This is a genomic window from Sphingobacterium litopenaei (assembly GCF_014692495.1).
Taxonomy (GTDB): Bacteria; Bacteroidota; Bacteroidia; order Sphingobacteriales; family Sphingobacteriaceae; genus Sphingobacterium; species Sphingobacterium litopenaei.
Genome location: NZ_JACOIJ010000053.1, coordinates 1 through 14,485 on the forward strand (window position 1 = coordinate 1; position 14,485 = coordinate 14,485).

Sequence of the window (14,485 nt, forward strand, 5' to 3'; positions counted from 1 at the left end):
AGTCCTAATATCTGAGAAAATACGTTTATATTTACCATGGCGGTGATGGAATTTTAGCGAATTAAATATAGCAATCCCTGCTATATAAATACACCGCCATTTTTTCCCTTATTTTGGACACTACTGTCTTTGAATTTATAAGCTTGTGTTGTAAATTTAGAATAATAACTTAAACTTAAATTAATAAAATCGGTTGAAAATCGTTAATATTTTTTTACGCGCACTACTACTAGTCCTAATTTTCTTTGCTGTAATGGGTATTTATGTTTGGCGCATTGAACCGCGTTGGGTAGAATACAATTACTTAGACATGCCTATCAAAAATCTTCCTGATTCTTTGCAAAATAAAACACTTATTCAACTATCCGATATACATATTGGAGAAACCGTGAATGAGGATTTCATTATAAAAAAATTTAAGGAAGTAAATAAACTTAAACCCGAGATCGTGGTGTATACAGGGGATTTTATAAGTGTAGTTAGGAAAAATGAAGCTCCTTTTGATCAACTAGAAGAAGCTCTTAAACACGCAGCTAAAGGCAAATTAGCCACTATTGCTATTCTTGGAAATCATGATTATGGTATTTTGGCTCGAAATGGACCAAGAGCAGATTCTTTGGTTACAATTTTAGAATCTTATGGTATTACTGTATTGCGCAATGATAGCTTAAAAGTACACGGACTGAATATTATTGGTATAGACGATTATTGGGGAAGAAATTTCCGTCCTAAAAAGGCTATGACCAAATATCATCAAGATGATGCTAATCTTATCCTTGTGCATAATCCTGATGTGTGCGATTTGGATATTTGGCGAGGTTACGATGGCTGGATATTATCAGGACATACACATGGTGGGCAATTTCGTCTTCCCTTCCGAAAACCTCCTATAATTCCTGTTGAAAATAAAAATTACGATAGTGGTTTGAAGCATTTAGCGGATGGAAGAACATTGTATATTAATAAAGGTTTGGGACATTCTATTCGAGTTCGATTTAATGTAAGACCAGAAATTGCGGCGTTTAAGTTGATGAAAAAAGGTAGAAATAAAATCTCTACCCTTATATAATGATTGGTTTGATTAGGCAAAATTTGTCCAATCAGCATTTTCTTGATATTCGAAAATTGGACTTGAAATATTTTTTGATAAGTATTGTCCAGCAAACATGGCGATATCGGTTGCCATGTGTTGATGAGTTAAATCTACTAATTCAGAATTGAAACCGTTCATGTTGAGTACAAATTGGAAACTTATGACACGCGCGATTATTCGACCTAGCATAACTGCATCACGTTGGCTTACGGTTGAATCAATAGTAAAATTCAATATATCTGCGAAATAATGAATACTTTCCTTGGCATTAGAGTAATTAGCTAAGAAATTCACTAAGCTAGTTTCCTTCGCTTTACGCATTTGTTTTAAGATTGCATCCGCAATCTGTCCGTATAACATTTCATTCGATCCTTCAAAGATTTGGAAAGGTCTGCTATCTACTACTGCTCTGCCTGCAATATGGTCTAAACGATAACCATTCGCACCAGCCAATTGCAAAGCGATTTGAGCCGATTCTTGCATCAAGTCTGTAATTAAAGCTTTCAATGTATTCGCTTCTATGGCTGCTGAAGCTAAATCTTTATCTATTCCACTATTGGCAGTGCTATAGCTACACATTCCAGAACAAATCGTATATGCAGCTTGAATACGAGACAACTGGTATTTTACAGCATCCAATTTTGCTAAAGGAGCCCCACCAACAATTCTATTTTGACAGTGAGCTAAGGATTCGTCCATCAGACGTTTAATGAAACCTAAACCCATACCTGGGAATTGCAAACGGCTACGGTGCAACATATCCAACATCAACTTAAGTCCTGTACTTTCAGGCTGTAATTTTTGTTCTTCTGGAACAGTAATGTCAATCTGATTAATACCATAAGGAATAGCATATAAACCTAAGTTGTTATAACGCTCTACCATCGGAATATGCTGAGTAGGATTGCTATTGTCTGTCACAAAGAAATCGATATCACGGGTCAAATCACCGTTTTCATTAGCTTTACGCGCAGTTACTAACCAAAAATCAGCAGCTCCGCTTAGACCTTGCCAATGCTTTTCGCCATCAACCTTATATCCACCTTCTACTTCTTTATATGAAGTTTTCATATTTAAGGCGTCACTTCCATAAGCTTTTTCCGTGATCATCAACCCTCCCATAGCTTGTTCTTCCAAAAACTTTTTAAAGATACGCTCTTGGACAGCATAATTTCCATATTTAGCTAGAGGCTCAAGGAATAAAGCAATATTAATCCCAAACATCAAAGACAATGATAGAGATTCGTAAGATGCAGCGGACAGTACACCTAGACATTCTTTGACATTCACTCCACGACCACCATGTAATTCTGGAATAGCCACAGCTAAAGGATTTTTTGCCATTATCTTGGCTTTAAAATCAGCTGGCAAATCACGTCCTAGACTAATCTGATTGAAATCGTATTCGTTTCTAAATAATTCGCGTAAATGTTTGGAAAAGTCAGTAATGTAGGTCTGAAAATCTACATGCTCAACAATTTGACTCATATCTTTTAATGTTTAAATTTTTACTTGTATCTGTAACTGTCATCAGAGTAACAGCTTACATTCGTAAAATTAAAAGTTAAGTGTCCGAATGACTATTGAAAACACGACAAATAATAGGACAAATCGTGCATGGTCCAAATTACTTGGCACTATGACGATATTCTGTTGGAGTTACTCCAACAAGTTTTTTAAAGAGACGTGCAAAATATGAAGGGTCTTCAAATTCTAATTCGTAAGCAATGCTAGCAATAGGTTTGTTCGTTTCCATAAGTAATAATTGGCTGTGCATAATAGCAACTTCCAATATTATTTGTTTAGCCGACTTATTAAAAACCGCTGAAACACAACGATTAAGATAGTTTGTAGAAACAGCTAGTTTGTCTGCATAATATCCCATAGATTTTTCCTTGAAAAAATCCAAGTACACCAACTGTTTGAACGAGATCGCTACTTCTTGCTTGCGCAGTAATGTTTTATTAGCATCGGAAAGTTTTATAATTTTTAGCACTACCGTTTTGAAGATACTTTCATAGTAGGACGTATAAGGATTCTTGTCATAAATTTCCTTATACAACAATTCTAATAAGGCATTTAAATCATTACTTTCTTGTTCTTGGAGATTCAACAGTGGAGCAATATTAAAGATATTCAATGTCTCCTGATCACGAAGTATAGAAGTCATCGCCTGCTCCTTTATCAATACACAATAGCCTTCTGCGTTTTTATCTACTTCGTCAATAGCCGACATATGACCATAGTTCGCAATCATAACAGCTGGAGCTTTGACCATAAACTTGGTAGATTCTATCTGATGTTGAAAATAACCTTTGGTGAGGTGAATCAAGAGATTATATCCAAACAAGATTGGAGGAATCGGAATTCTTAAATAAGGTGCAATGTCTTTTAAAGCGAATATTTTGATTGGAGTTTGGATATAAGTTAAATGTTGAAGACTTCCCTCCATAAATTTGGAAACGAATTCATCGGCATATATCTTCTTCTTTTTCATTCCACCCAAAATATTTTATTGCTCTAAAAGTATCGCAAAATAAATTCTTCTCAAAATTACGACTGATAAATTAGGAGAAAAATGACCAAAATCATGCATAATATATAACATTGTGGGTATTTAACTGTATCGATATTAAGGAATAAAAGCGTATCTTTGCCCCCATGATTAATGTATCCAATCTATCCCTTCGTTTTGGCAAACGCGTGCTATTCGAAGATGTTAATTTAAAATTCACTCCTGGAAATTGTTACGGTATTATCGGTGCTAACGGTGCTGGTAAATCTACATTTTTAAAAATTATATCTGGCGAGATTGATCCTTCTACGGGTTCAGTAGCCTTTACTCCTGGCGAACGTATGTCGGTTTTGAAACAAAACCACTACGAGTTCGACGAATTCACTGTAATCGAAACAGTGATGATGGGTAACCAAGAGCTATACAAAATCATGAAAGAGAAAGATGAAATCTATATGAAAGAAGATTTCACTGACGCTGATGGTGAACGTGCAGGCGAATTGGAAAGCTTATTTGCTGAAATGGACGGCTGGAATGCGGAAAGCAATGCTGCTACTCTATTGAGCAACTTAGGTATCAAAGAAGACCAACACTACAAACAATTAAAAGAACTAGATGGTAACGAGAAAGTTCGTGTTTTGTTAGCACAAGCACTTTTTGGTAAACCAGATATTTTGATTCTGGATGAACCTACCAACGACTTGGACATCAATACCATTGCTTGGTTAGAAGATTTCTTAGCGTCTTATGAAGCTATCGTATTGGTCGTGTCCCATGACCGTCACTTCTTGGACCATGTGTGTACGCACATCGTGGACATCGATTTCAGCAAAATGACGATTTACTCAGGTAACTATACATTCTGGTATGAGTCATCTCAATTGGCATTGAAACAACGTGCTGACCAAAACAAGAAAATGGAAGATAAAGTAAAAGAGTTGCAAGAATTTATTCGTCGCTTCTCTGCGAATGCTTCCAAATCAAAACAAGCGACTTCACGTAAGAAAGCTTTGGATAAAATCAATATTGATGAAATCAAGCCTTCTAATCGTAAATATCCTGCTATCATGTTCAATAATTATGACAGAGAGCCGGGTGACCAAATCCTACAAGTAGAAGGACTGAGCAAAACAGTGAATGGTGAGACTTACTTTAAAGACATCACATTCATGATGAATAAAGGTGATAAAATCGCTGTATTAAGTCAAAACAACTTGGTAACAACAGCATTTTATGAAATCCTTACGGGTCGTGACAAAGATTTCACAGGTGATTTTAAATGGGGTATAACCATTACACCTACAGATATGCCTATGGATAATGCTGAGTATTTCGAAGGAAACAACGAAAACTTGGTAGACTGGTTACGCAACTACACGACTAAACCCGATGCTGACGAGCAATTTATCCGAGGTTTCTTAGGTAAAATGTTATTCTCTGGTGAAGAAGTAATGAAAAAAGTATCGGTATTATCAGGAGGTGAGAAAATGCGTTGTATGTTCTCCAAAATGATGTTACAAGGTGCTAACTTCTTGATCTTCGACGAACCTACCAACCACTTGGATTTGGAATCAATTACTGCATTGAACAATGGTATGAAAGATTTCAGAGGTTCGATGTTGTTCACTTCTCGTGACCACGAGTTGACAGAAACTGTAGCCAACCGTATCATCGAATTGACTCCAAATGGCATCATCGACAAGTTAATGACTTACGACGAATATATTAATTCAGATGTTGTAAAGGCACAACGAGAAGAAATGTACAAAGTGAAATAAGGCTATCTTTAGTATATACAAGAATCCCCAGTTGGCTTAGCTAGTTGGGGATTTTTTGGTATTAAATTTCTTCAATTATTGATTCTCTTGATGAATAATCAGAAGATGTCAATATATTATTTACTTGCTTGTATTCAAAAATAGTTTCAGAAGAAGTCTCTCCATTTTCTGTGTTCTTAATTGTTCTAAATATTTTATTGTTATAATTTATCATTAGTAATTCTCTTAGGAGACTTTTTATATAAGAATAAAATCAAATTTGCTACCCCCCCAGATAATCAATTGTAATAAAAACAAAACATTAGACAAATAATCAACATTTTCAAAATATGCACTTGAAGCATAATTAGCTATAATTGGAATAATTAATCCAGGCACGAGGTATGTATTCTTGAATTTTAGCCTAGTTATGATAGCTGTAATAAAAAGAATAACACTTGGTATAAATAAAATAGGATTCAGAAACTCTAAAAGCCGTTTACTATAAAAAGTATAAATTAAATAAAACACAGATATTGTTGCTAATAAATATAATAAAAAGGACAAAATATTTATAAACTTTATATTATCTCTAATTAACTTTTCCTCCTCCAATTTTTTAAAGTTTTCTATATTGTTATGATTTATTAGGGAATAAATATTCCGCTTATGCTCATCCGTAAATTCATATTTCCTTTCTAATAAAACAGCGTAAGCAGAGGCAACAGCTTCAGATTCGTATTTTTCTGGTTCATTGATATACAGTTCCAACTCCCTATTGGTTTTATTTAGCAATTTAAATTTATCAAAACCCTTCATGCAATTAAATATACTAAAAAGAAAATTGAAATATCTAATTTTTAGATTCTTCCTACCGTCAGAATAACAATGAGGTATGTCATCGCGATGTAGCAAGAAGAAGAAATCTAATCAGAAGATAAAAAGCAAAATCCTTACAAACACTTAAAATGTCGCCTAACAAAATTTTTCAGCGACACGGTTTAGCTTCGCTGAGCTCGGCTTTCAGCCTTCGGTTTGTTTCCTTTTGAAAAGACAAAAGGAAAAGCCTCTCTCGGCTCGAGCGAGATTACAAAGTAAATAGATCGCCACGTCATGCCTCCTCGCAATGACGGAATTTAATAACACACAGTAGGGCAATAAACCATACTACTCCTTCCCCCCTACAAAACTCGCAAAGCTCAAATTCTTATGCAGAATATCTACTTTCGAAAATCCGACCTTACGCAATAAATCCAGTTGGTACATCAAGCTTCTTGGAGAATCTTCTTTATCAATGTAGTCAAAAACATGATCGCGATAAGCTTCATCTTTCAACGATGTCAAATAATCGCCATACCGAACTTTATAAATAAATTCCTGTAGTGCATTAGCATTTTGTGTTATCAAATCAAAAATCCAGATACTTCCTCCTTTTTTTAATTTACGGTACAACATAGCGAAAGTATCTTCCCAATCGGCATCGTCACGAAGGTGATGCAATGTTGCCGTCGCAATAATTACATCGAAAGATTCATCCGCCACTGGTAAAGTTCTAAAATCACCTTTAATTGTTTGACATGAACCTCCTTTATTGATTGCATCTACCCTTTCCTTTGCTTTGTCAAGCATAGGTTGACTCAGATCGGATAACGTAATATGCAAAGGTTATTTGCGATGCAATAGACTTATATCATAATTACCAGCACCACAGCCAATGTCTAATACATGCTCAACATTCGGATGAGTCCGTAAAATTCCTTCAGTAATTAACTCCATGTTAAATTTCGCATCCAACGTCGTTAATTGCCCAGTATCCAAATTGGAGAATCGTGCCACATCCTTATCAAAACGCTGTTCTATTTCCTGAATGCTAGATTTTTCTTTCATATTATGAAGTTAAATAATAAAATCGAAATCCTCTTAATTGGGATTTTGCGAACATTTTAAGCAAAGACTTGTTATTAAAGAGAATTGAATTATAATAAATTTAATATCTTAGTTTAATCATACATACTTCATATATCATGAATAAATTATTCTTATCTACATTCATATGTACAGCATTACTTGCATCTTCATGCAATAATGATCCTACCAACAAAGACAACGATACTCAAATTTCAGATTCTTTACCTCCTGTTGAGACAGGTAAAGCAAATACGGATTATAAACCTGCTTTCGAAGGACAAACCCGTATCCAAGGTGTAAAAACAACAACTCCCTACGAAATTAAAGTGATTACTAATAAATTAAAATCGCCATGGGGAATCGCAGTATTGCCTGACGGAAGATTATTAATCACTGAAAAAGAAGGCGTATTGCGCATCGTTTCTGCAGATGGTACAGTTAGCGAAGCTATAAAAGGACTTCCTACTGTAGATAGTGACGGACAAGGCGGTTTATTAGGGATTACATTAGACCCCGATTTTGCAACGAATAAAATGGTCTATTGGACATTTTCGGAGCCAGTAGGCGAAGGAAACCACACTGCAGTAGCAAAGGGTCAGTTAGCTGATGATGATAAGTCAATCGTAGGTGCACAAGTAATTTACCGCACTACACCGACTTATAATGGTAAATTGCATTATGGTGGACGTATAATTTTTGATAAAACAGGGCATTTAGTAGTTTCAAGTGGTGAGCGTTCGGATTTGGAAACAAGACCAAAAGCACAGGACTTAAATTCAACATTAGGAAAATTAGTACGTATTACGAAAGAAGGACAACCTGCAGCAGATAATCCATTTGCAGGAAAATCAGATGCCTTACCAGAAATTTTATCTTTTGGACATCGTAACCCACAAGGAATTGCATTTCATCCAGAAACAGGTGACCTGTGGGAAACAGAATTCGGACCTCGTGGCGGGGATGAATTAAATCGTATCGAGGCGGGTAAAAACTACGGTTGGCCAACAATTACTTACGGTTTAGAATACTCAGGAAGTGCAATTGGGAATCCTCCTATTCAAGCTAAAGAAGGTTTAGAACAACCCGTATATTACTGGGATCCGGTATTATCACCTTCAGGTATGACATTTTACTCTGGTGATGCTATTCCAGAATGGAAAAATAACTTATTTATTGGTGGTTTAAGCAGTACACACATTGCACGCTTGGTCATTAAAGACAATAAAGTCGTAGGTGAAGAACGTTTATTAGCAAAAGAAGGTGAACGTTTTCGCGATGTTGTTCAAGGTAAAAATGGTGAACTTTTTGCTATTACGGACGGTGGTAAATTGTATAGCATAGCTAAGAAATAATCTGTTATACAGTAAAATATTCTTTACAATACATTGAAAAGTCTTCTAATCACACATATTAGAAGACTTTTCTGTTTTGTGTATTCCTCTTATCAACGGTATACCGTAATTATCTGTTTTCTTTTTAATAAATTTGATACTAAAGAACTTATTTTATGAAAAACCTAATCCTATCAGCTAGTTTGATGTCATCTTTATTTTTGTCATCTGCTATTAATCCAAAATCAGTATCATCTTTTAAAACTCCACAGGGTAATCAAGACACCTTAGCTGCTGTAGAAAAAAACAAAGCTAATTCAGACTATAAATCCGCATTCAAAGGTCAAACACGCATCGCAGGAGTAAAAACGAAATCGGCTTATGATTTTAAAGTACTTACTAAGCAGTTAAAATCTCCGTGGGGAATAGCAGTGCTACCTGACGGTAGATTACTAATCACCGAAAAAGAGGGTGTATTGCGTATCGTCAATAAGTCTGGAAATGTCAGTGAAGCTATTACAGGGTTACCAAAAGTAGATGCTCGCGCCCAAGGTGGACTTTTGGGTTTGGTGTTGGATCCGCAATTTGCAAGCAATAGAACAGTATATTGGGCATTTAGCGAACCGACAGCGAATGGAAATCATACTGCTGTAGCTAAGGGAGTTTTAACCAAAAATGATAAAACTATAGAAAATGCAAAAGTAATTTACCGCTCGAGTCCTACACACAAAGGGGCTTTACATTTTGGAGGAAGATTAGTTTTTGACAAAACAGGACATTTATTACTAACTATTGGAGAAAGATCAGATCTCGCTACACGTCCTTTAGCACAAGATTTAAAAAGTAGTTTGGGTAAGATAGTTCGAATTACTAAAGACGGGAAACCAGCGGCTAATAATCCTTTCTACAAAAATAAAAATGCCTTGCCAGAAATCTATTCGTATGGACACCGTAATCCACAGGGCATTGCTTTTCATCCTACCCATGGTACATTGTGGGCAGCGGAATTTGGACCTAGAGGAGGTGATGAATTAAACTTAATTAAGCCTGGTAAAAATTATGGTTGGCCTGTCATTACCTACGGTTTAGAATATTCGGGTAAACCTGTGGGTACTCCAACATTGCAAGCCAAAGCAGGTATGGAACAACCTGTATATTATTGGGATCCAGTTTTATCACCTTCAGGTTTGACTTTTTACTCCGGAAAAGGGATTGCCGAATGGAAAAATAATTTATTTATTGCGGGTTTGAGCAGTACGCATATTGCGAGATTAGTTATTAAGGATAATAAAGTCGTTGGTGAAGAACGTTTATTATCTCGAGAAGCGGAAAGATTTCGTGATGTCGTAGAAGGTAAGAATGGTGAATTATTCGCAATTACCGATGCAGGTAAACTTTATATTATTCAGAAGAAGTAGCTAAGGCTACTTCTTCTATCTTAACATCTTATAATTCTGTTGGATAATAAACCTTACCCAAAGTATTTAAATCATCTAGATTAATTTTTTCTTCAAAAATTCCAAATACGGACGATCCTGAACCTGACATGCAAGCATATAACGCACCTTTCTCATAAAGCTTCCGTTTAATGTCCTGTATCAGCGGATATTTCTCAAAAATACCTAACTCAAAATCATTAGTAATATGATATTTCCATTCTTGAATAGGTAATTGTATTGCACGTTTTAAATCTACCTGAGGTATTTGAGGTGTTATACTTGCGTATGCTTCTGCTGTAGATATATGGATATCAGGTTTTATAATTACAATAAAATAGTTTGAAAGGTTCACATCAACCTCACTAAATGTTGTTCCAATTCCTTCCGCGAATAATGGTTTGTTATCTATAAAAAAAGCACAATCGGCTCCTAACCGACTTGCATAATCTTGAAGTATTATACTGCTTAGTCCTAAATTATTTAATTCATTTAAAGCTTTCAATACAAAAGCTGCATCTGAAGAACCTCCACCTAAGCCAGCACCTACTGGAATATTTTTCAATAATTTAATGTGAACAGGTTGTATTTCGGGATAATCTGATTTTAATAAATTAAATGCTTTTGTACATAGATTATCTCCATTTTCAGGAATATCAATTCCATAGGTTTCGAAAGCATAATCCGATGCTTCATTAAATTCTAATACATCATACAATTGTACAGGATAAAAGATAGTTTCAATATTGTGATAACTATCTTGTCGTTTCTCTGTAACCGATAAACCTAAATTTATTTTTGCATTAGCGAATGAGATCATAACACAAAATAACGAAATAAAGCGAAAAATTGAAAAGAATAAACTCTTTGGACATTGCAAGAAATGGCTTTAATAAAATAATTAAGCTCATTTTCAGTGCATAAAGTTACTAGACTAAAATAAGTTTTGTAGATCTAGTTAGAATTTCTACTTTTGTGGCGGAGAGTTGGCAGAGTGGTCGAATGCGGCGGTCTTGAAAACCGTTAACTGTCACAGGTTCGGGGGTTCGAATCCCTCACTCTCCGCAAGAAAAGCTTCATCGAAAGATGGAGCTTTTTGCATTTATAGCCTCTTCAAAACTAAAATCCCAAACATTTGTGAATATCACAATAGCATTCGGACCGAAGGGATGGTCGGGTTCGATTTGTGAAGGTTTAGGGATAGAGAATTGGGGTATGTGGAACTAAACCAATCCCTGAATCTCATTTAAAACATCCTCAAATAATTTTATAATTTTAAAATATTTCAGAATAACATTGCAACATATAACAATCCATTAATATTTTTAGACTAAAATTATTGTGAATGCAATATTTTTTTGTAATATTGAATATTCTATATATATTATAGCATCTATAAATGAAACGTATTATCATAATTGAAGATCATCCTATTGTGGTCTTTAATCTTAAATTAGGCTTACATGGTCAAGATGGCATTGAAGTTATAGAAACATATAATTCAGGCAACGCCTTATTGTCTTCGCAAATCTTGGAAGATATAGATTTAGCTTTGTTAGACATTAATTTGCCCGATTTAAATGGATTTGAAATCTGTAAATACTTGAAGGCAAATCATCCACATATAAAGATTATAGGTATATCCTCTTTTGAAGATTACGAACATATAACGCAGTTACTCAAAAACGGTGCAAATGGCTATATCGTAAAGGGTGCTAAAAATTCTGAAATGATAGAGGCTATTAATGAGGTGTTGAATGGAAGTCAATACCTATGTAATACATCAAAAGCTGCCCTTGATAATACAACTAATATAACTCACAAATCCGTTAAACTAACCAAAAGAGAACAACAAATAATTGAATTAGCCAATATCAAACCTTGTATAGAGTTTATTAGCGATGGCATGGGAGAAAGTAAACCTTCAATGGAAATATATTTTAAGATGTTAAAGCAGAAACTTGAATTTTATAATATCAATATTAATTTGCCAGCCATTCAAATATCTTAAATGACTGGCTAAAAGTGTTTCAATTTAATTTCTAATACAACGTATACTAGCTCCAACAGATTTTGCCTCTGAATCAAAGCCTGCTCTTGGCCCTGCACTTTCATTACCAATTTCAAAAATTTTTCCTAATACCCCTAAAGGTGATGTCGAGGAAGTCCAATATTGTCCATCCGTAGTATTACTTACCGTGCAACCTAAACCAAATAGCCAGCCTGCTTGATGAAAAATTACTGTATTTCCCGTAATAGTGTTTTGGAACTTTATAGCTCCTGTTCCCTCATTTGAGAAGTTGACATTTGCGGATGTTAGTAACAGATTGAAATCATCTTCCGACGGGGTTTTCCATTTTCCTGCTGGATATACTAAAGAACATGGATCTCCAGTACTATGATTTAAATCATTTATTCCACTGCGAGTAAGTAATGTATTCCAATTAAAGTAATAATTGCAATTTTCTGGATTAGCAGAAGTTTTAGGCAAATGTAAATGGAAAATAAGAATGCAGCAAAATTGGTAATTATGAGTGCAACATATTTGGCAATAATAAATACACAATCCATTTCAAAAGTATGCTATAAAATTTATTTGTCCAAGAATGATTTTCTATTCTGCAATCTATAGCTTTCTCCTGTTAGATTTATGACTTCGCACCGAAACAAAATTCTATCTAAGAGTGCCGTTGCAATCACCTCATCTTCGGGCATTTTAGCCCATTCAGTTGGTTTCTTATTAGTGGTTACGATAATAGATGTTGATTCATATATTTGATTAATAAAATTAAAGAAGCCAACTGCAACATTTTTTTCTAAAGGGAAAAGCATAACATCATCAATAATGATTAGGTTAGCTCGTACCATTTTTTTGTATTCTGCTGTTTGCGAACGTACAAAGTCCTTGGTTTTTAAGGTAGAGACTATTTCTTCCATAGTTCTAAAGTATACATGATACCCGGCCCTTACAGCATCCTTGGCTAACCCTGCCGCTAGCATTGTTTTTCCTGTACCACTTGGTCCCATAAGAACTAAGTTAAAGAGCTGATCTATCCAGTTAAGCTCTCTAAGGGTGGCGAGTCTTTTATCATTAAGTCCATTACGTTTAGCATCATAGTTTAATAAATCGTTATTACGGGGAAGAGCAGCAGATTTCATACGTCTAACTTCATCTCTTTGTTGGCGATGTTGCTGCTCTGTTTTCAATAACCTTGTTAGGAGCTCTAAATAGCCAATATCTTCACTTTCAGCTGTAGCTATTATTTGATCCAAATTTGCAGCAACCGCTGAGATTCTGAAGTCTGAACAAAGTTGTTTTACCAGTTGTTTTTGATTTTCCATTGTTATATTTTTAGTAGAGTTATTAGTTTTTCCCTGCCGTATTACCGACAGGGATATTATTAGTTGTTACCAAAAAGCAATTCATAATCAGTTAAATCACTTTTCTGAGGTTCGAGTTCCATTTGGGTGTTATTGCTTGCTGAAAGTGGGTTGAGCCTGATAATTTTGGTTTCCAGTTCCGGTTTATGGATTTTTTCTGAGCGGATATAATCTAGATAAGCTTTAAAGTCCGTTGCGCTTAGTATATTATTAGCATGAACGTAATCTAATGCACGTGATATATCAAGTGGATTATTGTTTTCTATGACACGCTCAATCATTTGTATCTGATCACGTATATATCTTTTTTTATGGAGTTTTATCGCAATTAACCATTGCTGAGCTTTTTCTATATTTTCGAATAAAGAAGCTGTTTGATAAATCAGTTCTGTTACCTTTGGCTCCATATTACGGCCATGAGTACGCAGAATGATCTTTTTCCCTTTTAAAGCTGAAACTTCATGTACGCAGATTTCTTTTCCTGAGAGCTCTGTAATGTGTAATTTGCCATGCTGCTCGCTAAGGTGGACTTTAGTAATACCAGCGTTATATGTGCCAATTGGAACACTATAGAAATTACCCTTATAAGACACCTTATTATCTTTATGAACAGCATAAATCTGTTTTTGCGGTGGCTTGGGAAGCACTTGGTGATACTGTTCTAAAAACATCTGCTCTTTAGCAAGTTCTTCTAGTGGAATAAGTTTGGTTGTACCATGGGGCAGATTGTTGGCCGTACGGTGCAGCCAGGCTATACATTCATCATTAAGCGTTTCAAGATCACGATATGGCCTATTATATAGAAAGTTCTGCTTTACATATTTAACTACGTTTTCTACTTTACCCTTGCTTTGGGGATCGGGTTTTCGACAAAAATGAAACTTAATTCCACGCTCTCGCACATAATTCGAAAACTCGGAAGTGAGTACTATGTCATTGATATGCACAAAACTGGGCATACAGCCATCATAATCAAGGATAGTATGAAGTTTTACAGCTCCCTTAGCACTGCGGAATTTTGCCCAGTCAAATACACTTAAGCATAAAGGAATAATAGTAGCATC

At 35.1% G+C, this 14,485-nt stretch carries 13 protein-coding genes, 1 tRNA gene and 1 pseudogene; 6 read left to right on the forward strand and 9 right to left on the reverse strand.

What is annotated here, in order from left to right; all coding sequences use genetic code 11:
* The first annotated feature begins 253 nt into the window (after positions 1-253).
* Positions 254-1,069 carry a metallophosphoesterase gene (locus tag H8B04_RS16065; RefSeq protein ID WP_190302994.1) on the forward strand — a complete coding sequence of 272 codons (816 nt, stop codon included), beginning with the start codon at positions 254-256 and terminating at the stop codon, positions 1,067-1,069.
* A gap of 12 nt (positions 1,070-1,081) precedes the next feature.
* Here H8B04_RS16065 and H8B04_RS16070 read toward each other — a convergent pair whose 3' ends face one another.
* The gene (locus tag H8B04_RS16070; RefSeq protein WP_190302995.1) at positions 1,082-2,581 is read right to left on the reverse strand and encodes an acyl-CoA dehydrogenase family protein; all 1,500 of its coding nucleotides are present in this window, start codon (positions 2,579-2,581) and stop codon (positions 1,082-1,084) included.
* A gap of 139 nt (positions 2,582-2,720) precedes the next feature.
* The gene (locus H8B04_RS16075; protein WP_190302996.1) at positions 2,721-3,590 is read right to left on the reverse strand and encodes a helix-turn-helix domain-containing protein; all 870 of its coding nucleotides are present in this window, start codon (positions 3,588-3,590) and stop codon (positions 2,721-2,723) included.
* Positions 3,591-3,754: 164 nt separating this feature from the next.
* Between H8B04_RS16075 and H8B04_RS16080 the strand changes: the two genes are divergently transcribed.
* Positions 3,755-5,386, forward strand: a complete 1,632-nt coding sequence (locus tag H8B04_RS16080; RefSeq protein ID WP_190302997.1) for an ABC-F family ATP-binding cassette domain-containing protein — start codon at positions 3,755-3,757, stop codon at positions 5,384-5,386.
* Positions 5,387-5,623: 237 nt separating this feature from the next.
* On the opposite strand, the gene H8B04_RS16085 is transcribed toward H8B04_RS16080, so the two are convergent.
* The 3 genes from H8B04_RS16085 to H8B04_RS17210 all read right to left on the reverse strand — a co-directional run bounded on the left by H8B04_RS16085 (position 5,624) and on the right by H8B04_RS17210 (position 7,252).
* Entirely contained in the window at positions 5,624-6,184 is a 561-nt protein-coding gene (locus H8B04_RS16085; RefSeq protein ID WP_190302998.1) for a hypothetical protein, read from the reverse strand.
* 348 nt (positions 6,185-6,532) lie between these two features.
* The gene (locus H8B04_RS16090) at positions 6,533-7,027 is read right to left on the reverse strand and encodes a class I SAM-dependent methyltransferase (protein WP_223815472.1); all 495 of its coding nucleotides are present in this window, start codon (positions 7,025-7,027) and stop codon (positions 6,533-6,535) included.
* A 3-nt stretch (positions 7,028-7,030) separates the two neighbouring features.
* Positions 7,031-7,252, reverse strand: a complete 222-nt coding sequence (locus H8B04_RS17210) for a hypothetical protein (protein WP_223815473.1) — start codon at positions 7,250-7,252, stop codon at positions 7,031-7,033.
* 137 nt (positions 7,253-7,389) lie between these two features.
* Between H8B04_RS17210 and H8B04_RS16095 the strand changes: the two genes are divergently transcribed.
* Together H8B04_RS16095 and H8B04_RS16100 are read left to right on the forward strand one after the other, a co-directional pair.
* Positions 7,390-8,625 (forward strand): PQQ-dependent sugar dehydrogenase, encoded by a 1,236-nt coding sequence (locus H8B04_RS16095; RefSeq protein WP_190302999.1) that lies wholly within the window; start codon positions 7,390-7,392, stop codon positions 8,623-8,625.
* A 155-nt stretch (positions 8,626-8,780) separates the two neighbouring features.
* Entirely contained in the window at positions 8,781-10,022 is a 1,242-nt protein-coding gene (locus tag H8B04_RS16100; RefSeq protein WP_190303000.1) for a PQQ-dependent sugar dehydrogenase, read from the forward strand.
* A 28-nt stretch (positions 10,023-10,050) separates the two neighbouring features.
* Here the strand turns inward: H8B04_RS16100 and ispE are convergent, their stop codons facing one another.
* On the reverse strand, positions 10,051-10,860 hold the full coding sequence (gene ispE, locus H8B04_RS16105) for a 4-(cytidine 5'-diphospho)-2-C-methyl-D-erythritol kinase (RefSeq protein ID WP_190303001.1): 810 nt from the start codon (positions 10,858-10,860) through the stop codon (positions 10,051-10,053).
* A gap of 160 nt (positions 10,861-11,020) precedes the next feature.
* Here ispE and H8B04_RS16110 point away from each other — a divergent pair.
* Positions 11,021-11,105: transfer RNA gene (locus H8B04_RS16110), tRNA-Ser, on the forward strand.
* A gap of 334 nt (positions 11,106-11,439) precedes the next feature.
* The gene (locus tag H8B04_RS16115) at positions 11,440-12,051 is read left to right on the forward strand and encodes a response regulator (RefSeq protein ID WP_190303002.1); all 612 of its coding nucleotides are present in this window, start codon (positions 11,440-11,442) and stop codon (positions 12,049-12,051) included.
* Positions 12,052-12,075: 24 nt separating this feature from the next.
* On the opposite strand, the gene H8B04_RS16120 is transcribed toward H8B04_RS16115, so the two are convergent.
* The 3 genes and pseudogenes from H8B04_RS16120 to H8B04_RS17540 form a co-directional block, all read right to left on the reverse strand.
* Complete coding sequence (locus tag H8B04_RS16120; protein ID WP_190303003.1) at positions 12,076-12,531, reverse strand: hypothetical protein; 456 nt, start codon at positions 12,529-12,531, stop codon at positions 12,076-12,078.
* Between the two features lie 101 nt (positions 12,532-12,632).
* Positions 12,633-13,382, reverse strand: a complete 750-nt coding sequence (gene istB / locus H8B04_RS16125; RefSeq protein WP_190303004.1) for an IS21-like element helper ATPase IstB — start codon at positions 13,380-13,382, stop codon at positions 12,633-12,635.
* 59 nt (positions 13,383-13,441) lie between these two features.
* Positions 13,442-14,485, reverse strand: a pseudogene (locus tag H8B04_RS17540) (hypothetical protein); the annotation flags it as partial.